The sequence below is a fragment of the Streptomyces sp. G7(2002) genome, assembly GCF_028870195.1.
Lineage (GTDB): Bacteria > Actinomycetota > Actinomycetes > Streptomycetales > Streptomycetaceae > Streptomyces > Streptomyces nigrescens.
The window spans coordinates 9,344,344-9,364,413 of sequence record NZ_CP102609.1; the positions used below are offsets into that span (position 1 = coordinate 9,344,344).

Here is a 20,070-nt window from a genome sequence, read left to right on the forward strand (position 1 = left end):
CCCTCACCGACGAGGCGGACTGCTGGCCCCAGAGTGGGAGGGGTCTGAGCAGCCGCCTCCGCTCGATGTGCGCACTTGTAAACAATTCAACGCATCAACGTTTTGGCGAAGGTGCTTGCCCTGCAACGGAGTTGAGTGCAGCACCTGCCAGTGAAACCCTTCCTGTCGCAGTCGGCGGCCGGGTTGTCAGTGCCTGCTTGTACGTTGGTTGCAGTTCGGAATCGGGAACATACTCCGGGGGGAAGCATGGCCGGGTCTGGCTTTGACGTAGACACAGACCAACTCAAGTCCGCTGCACCGACGTTCCACAGGGAGTCGGCCGCACTCGAACGGGCGTCGACCAAGCTCAAGCACAGCCTGGCGGGGCTCGGTAAGCCGTGGGGTGACGATGAGCAGGGGCAGAAGTTCGAGCACGCCTACACCCCGCACCTTCAGAGCATCGAGAAGGCGGCTCACGCCCTGACCAAGGGCCTTCAGAGCATCCACGACACCTTGAAGGACATGGCGGACAACCACGAGGAGGCAGACCGCTCCGCGGCTTCCGGCTTCGACGGCCACCGGGGGGCGAAGTGAGCGCGGCCGACAAAGCCAAGGAGATCGTCCAAGACCTCACAGGCATGTGGTGGCCCGAGGGCGACGAAGACCAGCTACGCGAAGCCGCCCGGGCCTGGCGTACCTACGCCGACGACGTCGAAGACTGCACGGCCGCCTGCCACAAGAAGGCGCAGGACGTCATCGACAACAACAAGGGTCAAGGAATTGAGGCATTCAGCAAGTTCTGGCGCCAGTATCACGGGGGCGGCAAAGGCTACTTAGACGATGTCGCGACTGCCGCTCGCGACATGGCCAAGGCTCTCGACAAGTACGCGGACCAGATAGCTGAAGCCAAGAAGAAGATCGAACACGAACTGGAGATCGCGGGAGCGGTCCTTGTCGCCGGCACCGTTCTGGCCCTGTTCACCGGCGGCATCAGCGAAGTTGCGGCGGGGGCCGCGACCGAAGCGATTGTCGCTGCGGCGAGCACGGCGGGAGTGGCTGTATCCACGACCATCGCTGAGATCGCCGGCACTGTACTGGCGACCGCAGCCATCGGCGGCGTCGAGGCGATCACAGTGGACGTCGTCGTTGCTCAAGGTGGCAGGAATCTGCTCGGCGACCAGCAGGGCATCAACCTGAGCGAGGCTGGCTCAGCGGCGACGTACGGCATGTTGATGGGTGGTGCGTTCGGTGGCGCGGGGGCCGCAGCTCGTACCGTCGCGGAAGCTGGTGCCTTCAAAGGCCTTCATATCCCTCGCCTCGGATCTATGGGCAGCCGGGGGTCAGGCGGCCACCTGCCACCTTTCGATGAGGTGAAGAAAGCAGTAGCTGAAAGCCGGCCCCAGATCGTTTCGCGGAAGTGGCCAGACGACGACGGCCGTTACTACGCAACACGAGTCCTCGCGGGCGGTCGGGCAGATGGGGAGAAGGTGTTCGCCGGACACGGATACCTGGAGCGAGGTGCCGGCGAGGTGACGGTGCCGCCGGGAACCAAGATCTCGTTCTACGTGGAAGACGGCGAGCTCATACCCGGGTTGAACGGTGTGGCGGTGGAGGGCGGCACCTACCCCGGGGCAGCGGTAGAGACGTTTCATCCGGGACAGCGGATCCCCAACTACACCCTTGCTCCTCCAGAAGCCAGCGGGGGTGGAGGATTCACCGTTTACGAAAACTCGGCCACCGTCGCTCAGAGGACCTCGTTGGGTGACTTGCTCAAGCCGGGCATGGGAAATGTCCACTGGGCAGCTTGCCGTGAATACAAGGGGTAGAATTCGTGTCAGCTGAATCTATTGAAGGAGCGATTGTGGAAACGGAACGCCACACGCGAGTGCCTCAGGAATGGGCATTGACCGATGTCGCACTGGTCATCAAGTCCCGCAGCCTCGACTCGGCGATGCTCACCCAGCGGCTGGGACTCACGCCCACGCTCGTCGTGGAGCCAGGATCCGACCCACGAGACCCCAGTGGTGAATGGCGCATTCAGTGTGACGAGCGGACAACACGGGATTTCTCTGAGCAGTTGGATACTGTCCTCTCCGGTGCCGTACCGGTGAAGGAAGAAATCCTGAGCCTCGCATCCGAAGGCTATGAGGTGTACCTCAGGGTCTACGGATTCACTCACCATGAGGCAACCATTGCGTTCTCGCAACGCGAGTGGAACCGTATTTCTCAGCTCGGCATTTCCCTCGAACTGGCGCCAAACACAAACGCTCGCTAACCGGATGTTGAAATACTTTACTCTGAGAACGAAGGGTCAGCGATGAACTGGGAAGACTTCCGAACCTCCTTGATTGTTACCAAAGACGTCATTTCTGCCCAGCTCATCACCGAAACCCTCGTGCCGAACCTCGCCGCCGAAGACACTACACAACAGGGAATCGAACTGCGTAGCGATGGCGCGCAGTGGTCGCTCTCGTGCGACGAACGCCACTCTCGAAACATTGAAGATCAAGTGAAGGCCTTGTCGGGAATCCTCTCCTCCCGCGCGGAGGGAATGCGCGAACTTCGAAATTCTGGGCACGCGCTTCACATCGAGATTTCCGGAACAGTCGAGACAGGCGCAAAACTTCGCCTGTCGCCAAGCACCCTGGCAGAACTCAACACTCTATTGCTTCCCGTCTTCTTCAAGACGTCCGTTCCCACGGACCTTCAGGAAGAGGACCCCCTCGCCTGGCTCGACTGAGCCCCCTTCGCACGGCTATCACCGCGCTCGGCCACGAGGTGGCCGTCGCCAACTCGCGCGGCCCGCACACCCTGACCTCGCTCGCAGAGGAAACCGGCGCCACCCCCACCACCGTGGCCGAGGTGATATGCGGTGCCGAGGTCGTGGTGGTCACCATGCCGCTGAAGGCCGCCCCGCACCTGCTCACTCAGCTTGCACGTCAGCGGCCGGCGGAGCGCGTTCGCCGGTCAGCTCCGCCCGCAGGGCGTGAACCGGGGATGCGGCGGGCCCCAGGCGCATCTGCTGGATCAAGGATGACGGTGCCGACTTCGCGCGCCAAAAGCCGGTGGGTGCCTTCCCAGGTCCGTGTCCTGCCGCGATCGCGTCGTTCTTCCCACCGTTCTTGGAGGCGCATCGCACCGAAGATCGCCATGGCACACAGCAAGATGGCGGTGATCAGTGCGTAAATCGGTGTGTAGTGGTCGTCGAACATCGACCGCTGCTGGTCGACCTGTCGTGCATTGATGCCGAAGAAGCCGAACAGCAGGCTGAGTGTTCCGGTGATGGTGGTGACAAAGGTGACGGACACGACGGTGCGGACCCGCCGGCGGTCAGCGGCACGCCGTTCCATGCTTTCCACGGAAGTCAACTCCGCAGCGGTGGCGTTCCCGAGACGCTGGAGCATCTGGCCGATGGTGGCGGCCCGTTCGGTCAGGCCCATGGCGCCGAACAGTTCCTGGTGGAAGCTCTCGACACGCAGGGCCGGTACGAGCGTCCCGATATCGCTGCCGACCTCAACGCTGTAACTGAGCTCGAGTTCGAGCTGGCTCAGCCCGTCAGTGATGTCCTCCAGCGCCGCGCGGCGGTCGTGAGCGCTGCCCTGGCCGGCGCTGCGGTGCCGGAACCTGTGAACGTAGGCATAAGCGACTTCGCGGATCTCGCGGAGCCGGGCAGCGGACCCCACAGCCTGCACGGCAGAGAGCAGCACACAGTTCTCGATGTAGTCCTGATGCCCGCACACAAGACTCACATACGGGCCCAGAGCCCCCACAGTGGTCGGGCGGCGATTGAGCTCCATCGGGTAGCAGATCGAACTGTGCTGCGCACGGTAGGGCAGGTCGGTGCGGTAGATGACGCGCTGGACCGTGTCCTCATCAGGAACTCGTTCCGGTGCATCGATGCTGCTGAAGACCAGTTGGTGGCGTTCAGGAAGGAACCCGGGGACCTGCCCGTCCCCGTTCGGGGCACAGCCGATCCGCTCCGCTGCGATCTGCTCCAAAGGCAGCCCCGCGCACTCCACGCTCGCGTAGTAAAGGTCCTCCAGCAGGGGGATCGTTTCGATGAGCGTTGCGCTCACATCCAGAGTGAGGGCTACAACCACCTGCCCGGAAGGCAGAAGGAAGTGCCACAGCTGCGCAGCCGCCGGCTCCCCGCCCGACCAACGCTGAAACGTCAGGCTGGAGCAGTCGAACGCCTCACGTTTGAGGACCCGCGGCAGCTGCTGGCCGGACCTGCCGTAGTGCCTCGCCAGCCGCCCTAGGTTCAGGACGTCACCGGGCCGCTCGGCGGCCCCGTCGACCTGAGCCGGGTCATAAGTCCAGGGGGTCGAGTAGACGGTGGTCAGGCGGGTCTTTTCCCTGGAGACGTAGGGATCGAAAGGTAAGGGCACCGGCCCGTCAGAGTGCGTGCCAGCGGCGCTCACGGTCTTCCTTTCGCAACGACTCCATACGAAGAGTGAACTCCTGGGCAGCTGAACCTGATTGGGCGTTCTGCATAAGCCAGGTGGTCATCCCCAACTCCCGCACCGTGCGCAGCTCCTCGTAGCCCGCCGAGGCGGTGACATCCTGCCCGTAGCTGCGGCAGAAAGCTTCATAGTCGCGGCGGGGGAGTGCGAACCTGTCGACTGCAATGGCGGTGGGAAGAAGGTCCCAGGCTTGAGGACCCACAGCAACCGCTTCATAGTCAATGAGCAGAACCTGCTCACCGCGCGCGAGAAGATTTCCGCGGTGGGCATCTCCGTGAACCAGGCCCGTGGGGTGCTGGCCTACGACCTCGCGGAAGGCGGCCTCGCTGCCGGCGCACGCTTCGCTGAGAAAGTCCACGTCCTGCTGCTTAACTCCGTGAGCCTGTTCAAGACGCCGCCACATGATCGGAAACGGGTCCAAAGCGCGAACGGGAAAGTCCGGTCCGGGCAGCGTGTGTAGGTTGCGCAGCAGCATGGCGAGATCCGTCAAACCCGGTTCAGTCCGACTCGGAGGGATGTACTCCCAGAAGGTAACGAGTCGCCCCTCAGCCCGCACAGGCTGCGGGAGGTCTTCGCGAGGCCCAACCGCGGGGAAGCCCGTAGACATCAGCCACCGAGCGACAGCAAGCTCCTTGGTGACCTTCTCTTCGATCTCTCCCGTATCCGAGCGAGCCACCCTCACAACCACGCCCTCGCGTGGCAGTGCATAGATGGCGTTCTCTCCCAGACGCAACAAGTCCGCCTGGTCAGAGCCAAGTCCCGCAACGCTGCAGGCAGCCACCAATGCCCGGGTTGCACTGGCTCGGGTTAATCCTTCGTGGCTCGCGGCAGCGTTCATCCCTCTCAGCGTTGCGGGCCGTGACATGCACTGTCAAGCGCTCTCGAACACAGGGACATTGTCAACAGGAGTGGGCTCTCGCCATGGACGTCCGTCATCGAGGTGCCGCCTGTTGCCGCGCCCACATGCGAACAAAAGTGCGGAAGTGTTCGGTGGTTCGAGTCTCGGAGTGCGTGATCGATAGATCCACGTCGGCCGGAGGGGACCGCAATGGACGCTTGGCGATGGTGTTCAAGCCAGGATCGAACCCAGCGCGATGCCCTTTCGGCCGCTGTGAGGCGCACCGTTAACAGCCGGTAAGTAGCGTCCTGTTGCTCAATGGCCTCTAGTATGACTGCCTGCGCTGACGACCCAGCTGACTCTGCAGCGCACGCGTTACCCGCAGGTCATACCTCTGTCTGGTCTGAGCAGGGGAGATACGGAGCAGCTCACGGTGCACCTCGACAGCCTTTCCGCGTGCGGCTTCCGCTCCCTGACACACGTGACGGACATTCCGATCAGTAGTCCCACGATCCTCGCGGGCCGTAATGACGGCGGTAAGAGCGCTGTGCTTACCGCTCTCGCCTTCCTGGTGGGCGCATACCGATTGACCGAAGAGGACCGGACCTATGAGCAAGGCGAAGGGGCCAAGGGGCGCCGCTGTTCGGAGACTTGGGTGGAGGGTAGGTTCACTCTCGACTCCGGTGAACGGGACAGCAGCGGTCTTCCCGCCCAGGTAAGCATCCGCCGCCGAGCCAGGTCGGGTGACGCAACCTGCTGGGAGTACTTCGGGAGCCAACCCACCGATAGCCGCCTCCACGGACTGGACAGGCTGCTCAAGCCGGCCCTCGCCACCCTCGTTGCTGAGTTCGGGCTTACCCCGGCCGGCACCCTCAAGGAGGACTTGCTCGCCGCGGTCATCGACCACGCGGCTACCCTGCCTCAGACCGAAGAGTGGCAGCCGCTTCCCAAAAGTTTGGAAGCCCGCTTGCCCAGACTTCTCGCCTTCAGCGGCAAGGACGAGAGCCCCGATGATGCTGTACGGACCGCCCTCAGCAACTGCTACGAGGCGCATCTGGAGGACGAGACCCTGCAAGGACAGGTGCGGGAGATCGAAACAGCGATCACCCAGCGCTTAGAGAAGGAGGCCGACTCCCTGTGCAGCCACATCCGCCAGCACTGCAGCGAATTCGTCGGAGTGGACGTCAAACCTGAAGTCTCCTTCAAAGGAGGCTTCAAGCGGGCTCCCCTGCACGTCTCCCGGGCCGATGGCGAACCCGTCGACCTGACACGCTCAGGGCAGGGCAGCACCCGACGGATTGCCCTCGCGGTATGGGAGTGGACCAGCGACCTCCTGGAGAGCACCGAACTGGCTGCGACGGAGGAGACGGACGGCGAGCCAACCCAGACAATCGTCGTCTACGACGAGCCCGACACCCACCTCGACTACCGCCACCAGCGCACCGTGATGGACATCATCCGCAAGCAGTGCGCTTTACCGCATGTCAGCGTCATGGTGGCGACCCACTCGATGAACCTCATCGACGGCGTCGATATCGCCGACGTCGTCCACCTCAAGCTCAACGACAGCGGCCGCACCGTCGTGCTGGGGCAGATCGCTGCTGCTCTGGGGCTGCGCAACTCGGTCCTGCTCCACGAGCGCTGCTTCCTCGCTGTGGAAGGGGAGACCGAGCAGCAGGCCATGCCTTTGCTGTTCCGCCTCTCTCAGAAGCTGTCCCTGCAGGCGGCCGGTATCGCTCTGTGGGGCTGCGAGAATAACGAGGGGGCCCTGCACCTGGCCCGATACCTCGTCAAACACCAGCGCACAGTCATGCTCATGATCGATGCTGACAGTCGCAGCAACAAGCTACTCAAGGACGAGAGGCTGCGCCGCGCCGGACTCGACCTCGACACGCAAGTCACCTACGTGGGAGAAGGCGAGGGCTTCAACGAACTGGAAGAACTCTTCACCGACGCGCAATGGGCCACCGCCGCCAACGCCCGCTGGCCCCGCCCTGCACCGCAGACCTGGACGGCAGACGACTTCACCGCCCACCGCGGAGGCAGAAAATTCAGTGGGGACATTCTGCGCATGATCAAAGAACAGGCGGCCGATGACAGCCCCAGCGGTAAGCCCGCCATGGTCTACGGCCTGGCCACCACCCTCACGGCGGCCCAGGATGTCCCACAGCAACTGCGTGACGTCTTCGCTCAGCTGCAGAAGCTGGCTCACTGACTAGGAATGCGGACGGCCCTTACGCCGCTTGAGCATGCGTTCCTTGCGTTGCTGGACCGTCGGCGCTGTCCACGCGTGCCAGCCCACGTCCGCAACCCATTGCCGAGCATGTCCACGTGCCTCGATCCCGCACCACCGACAGCCGCTGGGCGCCGGCACGCACTCGGACCGAGCAGAACGCGGTAAGGACATGTCATTCTCCCTTCCCCCACTGCTCATCTTCCCCCCTGCCACTGACAAATCACCCGGCGTGCCCGTTGCCTGTCAGAGCCCTCAGACGATGAGGGAAAACGATTCCTCATCTACCTTCATACCCCTACAAGCCAGCATGTTTATCGGGAAAACCGCCCGGTAGGGTTCCGCTCATGGTTACGGTCTGTGCCCATGCGGTTCTTGCACACCTCGGACTGGCACCTGGGCCGCCGGTTCCACGAGGCAGACTTGATCGACGCCCAGAATGCCTTCCTTACACACGTGCACGACACGGCACGAGATCAGCAGGTTGAGGCGATCCTGGTAGCAGGGGACATCTATGACCGTGCCATCCCCAGCCTGGACGCTGTGCGCCTGTTCAACGATGCCCTGAATCAGTTGGCCGGCCTCAACCTGCCGATCATCATGATCAGCGGCAACCACGACTCCGCCCACCGTCTCGGAGTCGGCTCACGCCTCCTGGCCCGCGCCGGCGTCCACCTGCGGACCGATCCGGTCACCGCCTGCACCACCCCCGTCCTGCTGGACGACACACATGGCACCGTCGCCGTCTACGGCCTGCCCTACCTAGAACCTTCCCTGGCCCGCACGGACCTCGGCGCCGACAAAACCTCTCACCAGGCAGTGGCCACCGCGGCCATGGATCTCGTCCGGGCCGACCTCGCCACCTACCCGCCCGGAACCCGCTCCGTGGTCCTCGCCCACGCGTTCGTCACCGGCGCTGCCCCCTGCGACAGCGAACGCGACATCAACGTCGGCGGCGTCGCCCATGTCACGGCGAGCGTCTTTGACGGCATCGACTACGTCGCCCTCGGCCACCTCCACGGCGCGCAGAACATCAACGACCGCATCCACTACAGCGGCTCCCCCCTGGCGTACTCCTTCTCCGAAGCCGGCCACACCAAGACCCTCACCGTGGTCGACCTGGCCGGCGACGGCACGGTCACCCTCACCCGCATGCCCACCCCTGTGCCGCGCGCCCTCGCCTGCCTGAAAGGCACCTTCCAGGACCTACTGACCAACCCCGCCCACGAGCACCTAACAGGCAGCTGGCTACAGGTCACCCTCACCGACCCGGCCCTTCCGTACGAGCCCATGGCCCGACTACGGCGCCGCTTCCCACACACCATGCACCTCCTGCACAAACCCCCAGAGAACCCCCAGACGGACGGCCCCACCTACACTGACCGCCTCGACGGCCGCACCGACCTGGAGATTGCCAGCGACTTCATCAAGAAGGTCCGCGGCACCGACCCCACCCCCACCGAGCAAGACCTGCTGCGCCAGGCCGTCGAAGCCTCCCGCATCCGTTCCATGCAAGAGGAGACCGTCTAGATGCGCCTGCATAGCCTGACCCTGCAGGCCTTCGGACCCTTCGCAGGAATCCACACCATCGACTTCGAATCCCTCTCCGCCGACGGCCTCTTCCTCCTCCACGGCGACACCGGCGCCGGCAAGAGCACAGTCTTCGCCGCCATCTGCTTTGCCCTGTACGGCAAGCCGCCCGGGGACCGGGACCTGCTGCTGCGCAGCGACCACGCCGCCCCACATCTGCTCACACAGGTGACGCTGGAGGCCACCCTCTCCGGCCGCCGCCTGGAGATCACCCGCATCCCGCAGCAGACCAGGCCCAAGACCCGAGGGACAGGGGACACCACACAAAGCGCGAAAACCACTCTGCGCGAGTGGACGCACGACGACACCTTGGGGCAGGGCCGATGGGAGGCATCCAGCAAGTCCCATCAAGAGGTCGGCGACGAAATCCTTGCGCTGCTGGGCATGAGCCGTGACCAGTTCTGCCAGGTCGTTCTCCTGCCACAGAACCAGTTCACCCAGTTCCTGCGCGCCAAGGCACCCGAACGCAGGGACCTCCTCGGCAAACTCTTCCGCACCGGCAGGTTCACCAACATCGACCGATGGCTCCTCGACCGCAGCCGCGAAGCGGAGAAGGCCCTCAAGGCCGCCCGCGGAGACGTGACCAGCCTGATCGAACGCATCCACCAGGCAGCCGGGGACCTCGACCACGAGCACGACGCTCCGACCAGCGACGATCCACACACTCTCACCGGCCCTGCCCACAGCTGGGCCACAGCGCTGGCGGAGGCTACGGCAACGCACCTGGAGCGCACCACCGCTGAAGCAGCGACGGCAGCCGCTGACCTGAGCACCCAGCAGACATTCGAGCTCACCGTCCGCGAACTTCATCAACAGCAGACCCAACACCGCAGCGCCCGAGACCAGCTTGACCTGCTCCAGAAACAGGCGCCCCGACAGCAGGAACTCAACGACCAGCTCGAGAAGGCCCGTCGCGCCGGGAAGCTGGCAGCCGTCGTCCATGCGGCCAACACTGCGAGCGCCGAGCACGACCGCGCCGCCCGCCACGAGGCCGACGCCCGCAGCAGTCTCGCCTCCGACCATGACACGACCACGGCCGAGCAACTCACCGCTGCCGAACAACAGCTGCGTGCCCAGGCCGCCCTCGCCGCAGCGCTGCTGCCGCAAGAAGCAACTGTTCAACAGCTGACCAGCGACCTCGAACGCCTCGATGCCGAGCGCGTGGAATTAGCGGCCGAGCAACGCGAGGCCCGCACCTGGCTTGAGCAGGCGCCCACCCGCCGCACGGCCCTCACCGCCCGCATGGCCACTGCCCGCAGCGCCGAGGCAGACATCCGCCACCACGAGACCGCCCTGGATGACGTACACCGACGCGTCAAAGCCGCCGAACTGCGCGACGCCCGCCGAGCCGAGGTGGCCGAAGCCGAGGAGCACCTGGCCAACGCCCGCGCCGTCACCGCCCAGGTCGCCGCGGCCTACATCGACATCCGGCGTCAGCGCACGGAAGGCATGGCGGCCGAGCTGGCCGCCGGCCTTGAGGACGGTAGTCCCTGTCCTGTCTGCGGATCCTGTACTCATCCTGCGCCAGCTGCCCCCCACCCCGGACAGCCGACACGCGCCGACGAGCAGGCCGCAGAAACCCGCCACACCAAGGCCCAGCAGGACGAGCAGGCCATCAGCGCCACACTGCAACAGGCCCGTGAACGCGCAGCATCGGCAGGCGGAGAGGCAGGCGATGCATCTCTGGCAGAGCTCCAAGCCCAATGCCACACCGTCGAAAAGAAGCTGGCCCAAGCCCTCGAGCAAGCCGCAGGCTTCGGCACAGCGTCCGAGGAACTCGCCACCCTGGAGCACGAACAGGCCGACATGGTCCACAAGGGCACTACGGCCGGCGAACAGCTCTCGGCGCGCAATGCGGAATACGACCACGCTGCTGCACGGCTGCAGGACCTCCACGCCAAGCTGGATGCGGCACGTGAAGGCGCGTCCTCGGTTGCTGCACGCGTCGCCGACCTCACCCACAGTGCCGACCATCTCAAGGCTGCAAGCGAAGCCGCCACCACCGCCACCCGCACCGCCTCGGAACGGGACGAGCGCACCATACAGGCCGCTGCCGCCGCACAGGCCCGTGGCTTCGAGACTCTTCAGGCCGCCGAGCAGGCACTCCTCGACGACGATGCACTGAACACCATCGAGGAAGAGATCAGGCAATGGAGCCACCAGTGCGCCGCGCACACCGCCGTCCTGGACAAACCCGAGCTCGTGCAGGCCGCAGCCCAGCCACCCGCCGACCTTGAGGCCGCCGTCGCCCTGCGTGACACCGCCGCAGAACGTCACACCCAGGCCGTCGCCGCCACCACAGCCTCACGCACCCGCCACGACAACCTCACCAGCCTCACCACAGAACTAGGCACCCGCATCCAGCGCCTGGAACCTCTCCAGGACGCGTACGACACCGTCCACCACCTCCAGGACCTCATCCACGGCACCTCACCCAGCAACAGAGACCGCATGGAACTCGAGGCCTACGTCCTGACCGCACGTCTCGAACAAGTCGTCACGGCCGCCAACACCCGCCTGCTACGCATGTCCGACCACCGCTACACCCTCTCCCACAGCGACCACCGAGCATCCCGCGGTGCCCGCTCAGGCCTCGGCCTGAAGATCACCGACGCCTGGACCGGCCGGGACCGCGACACCGACACCCTCTCCGGAGGAGAATCCTTCTTCGCCTCCCTCTCACTCGCTCTCGGCCTCGCCGACGTCGTCACCCACGAAGCAGGCGGACGCGCACTGGACACCCTCTTCATCGACGAAGGATTCGGCACCCTAGATGAAGACACCCTCCACCACGTCCTCGACGTTCTCGACTCCCTACGCGCCCACGACCGCACCGTCGGACTAATCAGCCACGTTCCCGAACTACGCCGACGCATCACCAACCGGCTCCACGTCCGCAAGAGCGCCAGCGGCTCCACCCTGGCCCTCGTAACCGAAGCAGCCGATTAGCCCTCGATGCAACAATGCCCCGCCCCCACCAGCCCAGCACCGGAGCGGCACACACCATGGCCCCCACCGACCTCGAACTGAGGCCACACCAGAAGGAAGCGGTCACAGCAGCAGTCAAGACGCTGCGCACCCACGATCGCGCGAGCGTGGTGGCCGCTTGCGGCACCGGGAAAACCCTCATTGCCGCGCGAACCGCTTCCCGGTTGGCTGCCCACGGCCGCGTCCTTGTCCTCGTCCCCACGCTGGACCTGCTGTCTCAGACTGTGCGTTCCTGGCACGCAGCTGGCCGCAAAGGCCGTGCCGTGGCCGTCTGTTCAGCACGCCAGGCAGTCGAGCACCCCTCGGCCGGCGACATCCCAATGACCACCGACCCCGCCGAACTCGCAGCCCTCACCCCGGCCGAGGACGGGCCAGTCACGGTCTACGCCACCTACGCCTCTCTGCCCACCCTGCTCACCGCCCACCACACCCTTCACCTACCCGCCTGGGACCTCGCCGTCGTCGACGAAGCGCACCGCACCGCCGGCCGCCTCGGCAAAGCCTGGGCTGCCATCCACCACGACGACCAGGTCCCCGCGACCCGCCGCCTCTACCTCACGGCCACCCCTCGGATCTGGGACCCCGACAGCGACCGCGCCGACGACCCCGTCGCCTCCATGGACGACGAAACCCTCTACGGGCCCGTCGCCTACCGCCTGACCCTCTCCGACGCCATCGACCTCGGCCTACTCGCCGACTACCAGATCCTCGTCCCCGTCGTCGACAACACCGACCTTCGCGACTGGCTCGCCACCGGACCCGACGCCGGCGCCGACGGCCTGCGCCTAGCCGGCCGGCAAGTCGCCGTCCTCAGGGCCATCCACGACCACAAACTGCGCCGCGTGCTCACCTTCCACCATCGCGTCGCCGACGCCCGAGCCTTCGCCACCACCCTCCCCGACACCGCCGCAGCCCTCCCCACCGACCTGCAACCCGACGGCCTCTGGGCGAACTGGATCAGCGGCACCCACCCACCCCGCATCCGCCGCCGCCTCCTGCTCGAATTTGCTGCCCACACCAACCCCCACACCCCCGCCGTTCTCGCCAACGCCCGCGTCCTGGGCGAAGGCATCGACGTCCCCTCCATCGACGCCGTCGTCTTCGCCGACCCCAAAAACAGCCCCGTCGACACCGTCCAGGCTGTCGGCCGCGCCCTGCGCCAACCACCCGGCGCCGGCAAAAAAGCCACCCTGATCGTCCCCGTCTACCTCACCCCCGATGAAGACCCCGACGATCTCCTCGGCGCCGATGCCTACACCCCCCTATGGCGCACCGTCCAAGCTCTGCGCGCCCACGACGAACGCCTCACCGCCCGCCTCGCAGACCCCCGCACCCACCGCCCCACCCTCCCCAGCGATGACCCCGGCGCCTGGCTCCGCTTCGACCGACCCACCCAGGAAGAAGAAGTCGCCCTCGCCCTCACCCTGCGCGTCCTGAACCCCAAGAGCGCCGAATGGCGCCGCGGCCTGGCCGCGGCCCGCCGCTACCACCGAACCCACCACCACCTCGACATCCCCCAGGCATACGAGGACGACACCAACTACCCGCTGGGACGATGGCTGACCTGGCAGCGCCACCTGCACAGCACCGACGCCCTGGACACCGCTCGCACCGCAGCCCTGGAACGCTTGAACATTGTCTGGAACCCCCGCCAGCAGGCATTCGACCGTGGACTCGCCCACGCGGCCGCCTACGCCGCAACCCACGGACATCTGTCCGTGCCCGTCGATCAACGCCAGGACGGCTTCGCCCTCGGCCGTTGGCTCGCCACCCAACGCAAACGCGCCGACCAGCTCACCCCCGCTCGCACGCAGGCACTGCTAGACCTGGATCCCCACTGGAACCCAGCCTGGCCACTGACCTGGCAGCGCGCCTACCACGCCGCCCACCGACACAGCGACGCCGGCCATTCACTGACCGACCTGCGCCGGGACTACGTCACCGACGACGGCCTGCGTCTGGGGGAGTGGCTCCATACCCAACGCAACCGACCCCCAGCAAACCCCCAACAACAGCAACTCCTCACCCACCTGGGCCTGAACAGCGGCAGCCTGCCAAAACGGCAGTCGGCTCTCGACAGGCGCTCAGCCCGCGATCGCGCCTTCCACCGCGGACTTGCGGCGGCGCGTGCATTCCGCGCACGTGAGGGCCACCTCGACGTTCCGCAGCGCCATGTCGAAGATCTGGGTGCAGAGCCGATGCGCCTGGGCCAATGGATCAGCAACATCCGACGTCGTTGGCACAGCCTCACCCCCGACCGCCGACAGGCCCTCCAGGCCGTTGGCCTGAGGCCCCCTGCTCACGACCCGACAGACGTCACGACCAAGAGCTGATGGGTCCCACTGCTCCATTTCCGTTGTTGCGGTCCACGTCTGGTGCCACGAACGAGCACCTCCAGGCATGCCTCAAGCGGTGCAAGACCGATCCGAGCCTCTCCTGCAGTTACCGAGCCCGGTCGAGTAGATGCCGACCGGGCTCGCTGCTTGCGTGGCCCAAGTCGTGTCCGACGGGTTCGGTGTGGGGTATCAGCCCCACAGGGCGTTGATGACTGTCACCAGTAAGCGCGCCGCACCCAGGACGGTTTGGACCTTCTCACTGCCAGTCCACTTCCTGCCGCGACGCTTGCGCCGGTTGCCGCTCATCAGCACCCCCCTTCTCCTCCAAAACGGCACCTGCTGATCGCAGGCGCTGGGCGTCCGGGAACGAGTCCCTCGCGCCCAGTCCAAAGGGAGGATCCGGGTAAGCAGGCACCACTCTAGCGAGTCCGCCGACACCCATTCCCCCGCCTACAACTAGCCGCCGTTCAGAGGGCTTTCGCCCTGTGGATCAGATGCGAGAGACGAGCCACAGAACGCGATTTCAGAGGGCCCCTCGACGGGACAGGGAGCAGGCTGTGTCCGACGGGCACCGTCAGCGGCCGGCCTGCTGCCGCAGGAAGCGCCGCTCCTTGTATCGGCGCAGCAGTTGCCACCGCTTCGTGGCGTACGACAGGTCCTCCCGGCAGACGTCGAGGAATGCGCCCTGGGCTGCGACGACCGCCTCAGCCTGCTGCTGGAAGCGGTCGCCGTCCTTCTCGTTCAGCTCCAGGTCGCTGGTCGCGGCGACCAGGTCCTCCGCCGCGGCAATGACCGGCACGGTGCCGCACAGCCGTACGCCGTGCAGCGCGCCGATGAGTTCGCCGCTGACCTCCCACGCCTGGGGGAGCTGGCCCAGCAGCAGCTTGTGCGCCGCCCGGCCCGCCTCGCGCTGTAGGTGGGAGAACTGAAACGCCCAGTTGAACGAGCGGGTGGAGGCGTCCAGCAGCCGCCGGTACGCCTCCGCCCGGTCTTCCTTGCTGCCCAGCCGGGGCACGCCTGAGGGCCGGTAGCGCCCGATCAGCGCGGAGGTGACGCTGCCCGTCGCTTTGATGCCGGCAGCGGCGACGCCCGCCGTTACGAAGGTCATGCCCGGTTCTACCACCCGGCGGACGCGGCGCCGGCCGGAACGGCGCAGCAGCTGCACCAGGCCGGTCACCGCGGAGATGGCACGGGCCAGTTCTCCCAGCAGCGCCGGGGCGCCGCCGTCGGGGACGGCGCGGGCCGCCTGGTCGAGCAGGGCGTGGAGCAGGTCGAGGAACACAGGAACCTCCGGGCATCGGCGAAGCGTCTTTCGCCCCTTGCCGATCCCGGGGGCCGCGAGGACAGCAGCGGCACCCGACGTGTTCCGAGTGATTCGGGGCGTCTCGTCTTCCAGCGTGCGCCGCGACCCGCCCGTGGTGTTGATCCCGCCCCTGCCCGGCCCCGCCTTCCGTCCCCGAGAACCTCAGCACCGCCCCGGGTGCGCCGAAGGGGCCGGACGAATCGTCCGGCCCCTGGGGTACGCCGCGATGTCGCGGCAGGCAGCTCTACAGCTCCCCAGCGTGCTGCAGGCTGACGCCCCGCCCCAGCGAGCAGGCGCTCAGCAGGGCGATGCCGGCCCCTTCGTGCCCGGTCAGGGAGAGGACCACGCCGGTCGCGCCGAACGCGGCGCTCCGTGAGGCCGGTTTCCATAAACGGCCAACACGGCTGCTCCACAAGAACCATGATGCTTGTTTATGCCTAAGAAAAAGGATCCGGAGGAGGCCGCCGCCGAGATGCGCGCCCGCGGCTTCACCCCGTCCGTCACCTATCCCGGCGCCACCGCCCCATGGCCCGGCACCTGCGACAAGTGCGGACACCCTTGCTCTCCTCGCTACGCCAACGTCGTCACGAGCGGGCAGGGGCCGTGCCGCCGCTGCTCTGGCTGTGAGAAGCGCACTGAGGGCGAAGCTCGCGCGATCATGGCCGAGCGCGGACTCACCCCCCAAGGCCCCTACCCCGGCAACGGCACCCCCTGGATGTCTGTGTGCGGCACGTGCAACGGCATCACCGCGCCCACGCTCACCAGCGTCCGTAAGGCCCTCCGCCAGGAACAAGGCAGGGGCTGCGACCTCTGCCGTCGCAACGGCGCCATTGCACCCGAAGAGGCCGTCGACCTCATGCGCGTTGCCGGCGCCGAACCCCTGGTGCGGTTCCCCGGCGTCAAGAAACCGTGGCAAGCCCGATGCCTTAACGAGGAGTGCGGGCGCGAGGTCGCTCCGGTCTTCGACAGCATCAAACATGCCAAGACTGGCGCATGCAGGTACTGCGGTGGCTACGGCATCCGCGCTGACGACCCGGCGTTTGTGTACCTCGCGACGCACGACGGCCTCGCCGCGGTAAAGGTCGGGATCGGCAAGCACGGCAGCGACCGGCTAGAGGAACACAAGCGGGAGGGCTGGCATGAGCTGATCAGCGCCTCCATGCTCGGCCACCAGGCACGTGCCGTGGAGGCCGCCGTCCTCGGCCTCTGGCGGAACGTCTTCCACCTCCCCTACGGCGTCCAGCGGGGCGACATGCGCCAGGCCGGTTACACCGAGACGATTGGGATGGCGGACCGCTCGGCGGAAAAGGCGAAGGCCGACCTGGCAGCGGCCGTATCCCGCGAACTCGACCCCGAGCTGGCCCGGTGACCGGCCCCTTGGATCTGCGCGCTCTTGTCCTGTTGCTGCTAGGCACCGTCGCGGCATACATCGCGTACATGCACCCCGCTGTCGGCATCGCGGTACTCGTCGGGGTCGGGGTGGTGACTCTCGCCTACCTCCTGATGAACACGGGCGGAAGCGGCGGGCCACCAGCACAGTGACGCTCCGAGCGGTGTTGCCCCGCGGGGCGATACCGCTGACCTGCGCGAATTCCAGCGCTCGGGCCCGCGATGACGTTCAGTGCGAGTTCGGTCACGGGTAAACGCTGGCACCAGCCGGGTGCCGAATGGACGGAAGTGGACAGCCGGCGGTTTCTGAGTGGCGGTCGGTGTCACAGTTATGCCGATTTCTGCGACACCGAGACGGCCGCGCTGGCCGACATGGCATCCTTGAAGCAGCTCTCGACCGGGACCGCTCGGCAGGTGGCTCACGACCACCGGAGGGTACGCAACGGCACTTCCCCCCAGCCAAGTCAAGGGAGGGTGGACCCGGCCGACGATTCAAGATCGTCGGATCGGGCGCTGGCCGTTGCGGTAAGCCGCCCCGTCAGTGCGGAGATTGCTCTGACACTTTGATGGGGGTCGCCGTGACGGCGTTTCTGCCGTTCATCGCCCGGGTTCCACTGCTGGTGTGGGCCTTGCTCGCGGTCGTGCTGCTCTACCTGCTGCTGATCATCCTGCTGTCACTTACCGCGGTGTACGCGAAGAAGCCTGCGCGGCGCCGCGCGGCGGCCGACATGGTTCGCACTCTCTGGTTCAGCAGTAGCCGGAGCGACGACCAATCCCCGGCTTCCGAGCCGCAGACGTGACGTACACGCGGCCGAAGCCGGACACACGGCCCAGCTTCGGCCGCCTGGGAGCCTCAGAACGGCGGTTCGTCAGCGTAGGGCCTACTCGACGCTGCCCAGGGATCGTTCTGACCTCCCCAGGCGGAAGACCGAGCAGGAGGAGTGGGCGGAGCGTCTATCGCCTCGTTCCACAAGTTTCGCAGGCTCTGCCGGTGTGAGGTTGGTTCGCCATTGAAGCCGTCCGCCCATCGCTCCGCGTCGGGGTCGACACCGGCTCGCGCGCACAGCACCGTCAGGACTGCGTCGACCACTGCCCAGCTCAACGGAACGGTCTTGCCCCGCAGCATCTTGCGGATGGTTTCACGGCTAGCCGTGAAAGCGTCGAACTCCGGGTTCTCGTCTATCTCCTCAGCGATGACCCGCAGCGTGGGGCGCCCGGCATCCCGGTAGTGCGAGAACAACTCCTCGACGAACTGCCGTCGCGGACCTGTCGGCAGCTCCATTGTGCTCGGCATCCGCAAGACCTGTGCCATCGAGCCCTCCCCTGGCCTTTGACCAGCAAAGTCTACCGATGACAACCCATGGCATACGAAGACTTCCTCATGGCCAGCTTTGGCAACCGAAAAACCAGCGGTGACCAGCGCAAACACAAGTGACCAACTGGTCGGAGCAGCCCTGAGACTAGGTACGAGAACGTCGAACTCGCCCAGCAGTTGGTGAGGTTCGGCTGCGGCGACGGCCGCCGCCCGAAAAGGGGCGGCGGCCCCCTGTTGGCCCAGGGAGCCGCCTCGTTAAGCGACCGACAGCTCCGCACCAGGAGGAACCATCAGCACTGCATCCGACCCTACGGGGCAACCGAAGAAGCCGGCACGCCGAGTCCCCTTGCGCTCCCTTGCCCGCACCGCTAGTCACGGCCTCGTGCATGGCATCGCGGCGGCTGCGGGTGGTGCACTCGTCACCGGCATCCTCTGGTGGATCAATCACCTGTGACATGACGGTGTCCTGTCTTTTAGGACAGGACACCGTCATGAGAGCGATGAGACGGGATCAGCGCGGAGCGGGCAGCACGGCGGGCGCGGCGCTCGGCACCAGGGAGTCGCGACCGGCGGCCGACAGCTCCGGCACGTACTTGTACAGCGTGGTCCGCGAGACCCCGAGCAGCTTCGTGGAGTCCCGCCAGCGCTCCTACCAGGGCGTCAAGACCGCCATGTCGGGCGGGGACCCCGACAGCCTCTCGCCCGGTGCGGTCGAGGTCCGCGACCGGTTCGCCGTCGACTTCCAGCACACGCTGTACGACCGGCCCGACGTGCGCAAGCGGTGGGTGCTGCGCCACCGCAACAAGGAGTCCGTCTCCGAGGTCGCCGGCACGTTGGCCTGGTCGGTGGCCGTCAGTCTTGACGAGATCGTCCCCACCGAGCACCTGGGCCGGGCCGTGCGGGCCGCGGTGCCGGTGCTGTTCGACTTCGCCGAGTCCGTCGGGATGTTCAAGGACGACGAGAACGGCGAGGGCCTCGAGGCGTGGTGGCACCTCAACCTGACGCCGTCGGTGGCCAAGACGCTGGGCTGGTACATCCGGTGCTTCCCCGCCGAGGCGTACGCCACCATCGGTGAGATCCAGCGCCAGGCCCGCAACACGTGGAAGGCGCCGGCGGCGGACACCCTGAGCGCATTGCGCTCGGCGCTCTCGCTCGACGGTGAGCTGACCGATGAGCAGCGTGCGACGTACTTCGCCCTGCTCGAACCGCACGAGGACACCGACTGACCCGCGTCCTCACCGCCGGATGACGGGGGCGGGAGCCAATGCCAGTGGCTCCGGCCCCCGTCGCGTGGACTGTAGCCGCAGCAACGCCCCGGGGCTCGCCCTCGTCCGGGCGGCCCACAGGAGCGTCCCGGCTCCTGTTCAGCACAGGATGTGCCGTCCGTAGCGCACCAGGGGTTCGGCCAGCGGGCGGTTGCAGACCTCGCAGAATGGCCCCCCCGGCCCGCGGGCCGGGGCACTGGCCGCACGGGCGGGAGTAGGGCGGGCTTCCAGGGCCGGGCCGGTCGGGTAGCGGCTTCGCGCCGCCACCGCTGGGCCTGTTCCTGCTGGCGCCGGGCCTGGTCGGCCTCCCGCCGTACACGGGCGGCCTGTTCGGCCAGGCGCTCGGTCATGGCCCGGTACTCCCGAAGCTG

At 66.5% G+C, this 20,070-nt stretch carries 16 protein-coding genes and 1 pseudogene; 13 read left to right on the forward strand and 4 right to left on the reverse strand.

The genetic code is table 11. The features are described from left to right. Window positions 1-246 precede the first annotated feature (246 nt). The 5 genes and pseudogenes from NUT86_RS40325 to NUT86_RS40345 form a co-directional block, all read left to right on the forward strand. Window positions 247-573, forward strand: a complete 327-nt coding sequence (locus NUT86_RS40325; RefSeq protein ID WP_274732523.1) for a WXG100 family type VII secretion target — start codon at window positions 247-249, stop codon at window positions 571-573. Next, window positions 570-1,805 carry a WXG100 family type VII secretion target gene (locus NUT86_RS40330; protein ID WP_274732522.1) on the forward strand — a complete coding sequence of 412 codons (1,236 nt, stop codon included), beginning with the start codon at window positions 570-572 and terminating at the stop codon, window positions 1,803-1,805. Before NUT86_RS40325 ends, NUT86_RS40330 begins: the two co-directional genes overlap by 4 nt. Window positions 1,806-1,810: 5 nt before the next feature. Further along, window positions 1,811-2,254, forward strand: coding sequence for a DUF4279 domain-containing protein (locus tag NUT86_RS40335; protein ID WP_274732521.1), 444 nt, complete (start codon window positions 1,811-1,813; stop codon window positions 2,252-2,254). A gap of 42 nt (window positions 2,255-2,296) precedes the next feature. Continuing rightward, window positions 2,297-2,719 (forward strand): hypothetical protein, encoded by a 423-nt coding sequence (locus NUT86_RS40340; RefSeq protein ID WP_274732519.1) that lies wholly within the window; start codon window positions 2,297-2,299, stop codon window positions 2,717-2,719. Beyond that, window positions 2,707-2,901 (forward strand): annotated as a pseudogene (locus tag NUT86_RS40345) (NAD(P)-binding domain-containing protein); the annotation flags it as partial. The gene NUT86_RS40340 and the pseudogene NUT86_RS40345, both read left to right, overlap by 13 nt. A gap of 17 nt (window positions 2,902-2,918) precedes the next feature. Here NUT86_RS40345 and NUT86_RS40350 read toward each other — a convergent pair. Next, entirely contained in the window at window positions 2,919-4,400 is a 1,482-nt protein-coding gene (locus NUT86_RS40350; protein ID WP_274732517.1) for a hypothetical protein, read from the reverse strand. After that, window positions 4,375-5,307 (reverse strand): phosphotransferase enzyme family protein, encoded by a 933-nt coding sequence (locus NUT86_RS40355; RefSeq protein WP_342456280.1) that lies wholly within the window; start codon window positions 5,305-5,307, stop codon window positions 4,375-4,377. Before NUT86_RS40355 ends, NUT86_RS40350 begins: the two co-directional genes overlap by 26 nt. 406 nt (window positions 5,308-5,713) lie before the next feature. Between NUT86_RS40355 and NUT86_RS40360 the strand changes: the two genes are divergently transcribed. From NUT86_RS40360 to NUT86_RS40375, 4 genes are all read left to right on the forward strand, one after another. Continuing rightward, complete coding sequence (locus NUT86_RS40360) at window positions 5,714-7,495, forward strand: ATP-dependent nuclease (RefSeq protein ID WP_274732513.1); 1,782 nt, start codon at window positions 5,714-5,716, stop codon at window positions 7,493-7,495. Window positions 7,496-7,879: 384 nt separating this feature from the next. Further along, a complete protein-coding gene (locus tag NUT86_RS40365; RefSeq protein WP_274732512.1) occupies window positions 7,880-9,043 on the forward strand; it encodes an exonuclease SbcCD subunit D in 1,164 nt (387 codons plus the stop codon). Beyond that, window positions 9,044-12,052 carry an AAA family ATPase gene (locus NUT86_RS40370; RefSeq protein ID WP_274732510.1) on the forward strand — a complete coding sequence of 1,003 codons (3,009 nt, stop codon included), beginning with the start codon at window positions 9,044-9,046 and terminating at the stop codon, window positions 12,050-12,052. A gap of 56 nt (window positions 12,053-12,108) precedes the next feature. Further along, window positions 12,109-14,424, forward strand: coding sequence for a DEAD/DEAH box helicase (locus NUT86_RS40375; protein WP_274740334.1), 2,316 nt, complete (start codon window positions 12,109-12,111; stop codon window positions 14,422-14,424). A gap of 577 nt (window positions 14,425-15,001) precedes the next feature. Here the strand turns inward: NUT86_RS40375 and NUT86_RS40380 are convergent. Then, window positions 15,002-15,709: a hypothetical protein gene (locus NUT86_RS40380; RefSeq protein ID WP_274732508.1), complete on the reverse strand. Its 708-nt coding sequence runs from the start codon at window positions 15,707-15,709 to the stop codon at window positions 15,002-15,004. A 454-nt stretch (window positions 15,710-16,163) separates the two neighbouring features. On the opposite strand from NUT86_RS40380, the gene NUT86_RS40385 reads away from it, so the two are divergent. From NUT86_RS40385 to NUT86_RS40395, 3 genes are all read left to right on the forward strand, one after another. Then, window positions 16,164-17,099 (forward strand): hypothetical protein, encoded by a 936-nt coding sequence (locus NUT86_RS40385; RefSeq protein ID WP_274732506.1) that lies wholly within the window; start codon window positions 16,164-16,166, stop codon window positions 17,097-17,099. Continuing rightward, window positions 17,096-17,272: a hypothetical protein gene (locus NUT86_RS40390; RefSeq protein WP_274732504.1), complete on the forward strand. Its 177-nt coding sequence runs from the start codon at window positions 17,096-17,098 to the stop codon at window positions 17,270-17,272. The genes NUT86_RS40385 and NUT86_RS40390 overlap by 4 nt, the downstream gene beginning before the upstream one ends. A 425-nt stretch (window positions 17,273-17,697) precedes the next feature. Continuing rightward, window positions 17,698-17,919, forward strand: a complete 222-nt coding sequence (locus tag NUT86_RS40395) for a hypothetical protein (protein ID WP_274732502.1) — start codon at window positions 17,698-17,700, stop codon at window positions 17,917-17,919. 53 nt (window positions 17,920-17,972) lie between these two features. Here the strand turns inward: NUT86_RS40395 and NUT86_RS40400 are convergent, their stop codons facing one another. Beyond that, on the reverse strand, window positions 17,973-18,431 hold the full coding sequence (locus NUT86_RS40400) for a hypothetical protein (RefSeq protein WP_274732501.1): 459 nt from the start codon (window positions 18,429-18,431) through the stop codon (window positions 17,973-17,975). A gap of 494 nt (window positions 18,432-18,925) precedes the next feature. Between NUT86_RS40400 and NUT86_RS40405 the strand changes: the two genes are divergently transcribed. Continuing rightward, window positions 18,926-19,660 (forward strand): hypothetical protein, encoded by a 735-nt coding sequence (locus NUT86_RS40405; RefSeq protein ID WP_274732500.1) that lies wholly within the window; start codon window positions 18,926-18,928, stop codon window positions 19,658-19,660. Window positions 19,661-20,070 lie beyond the last annotated feature (410 nt).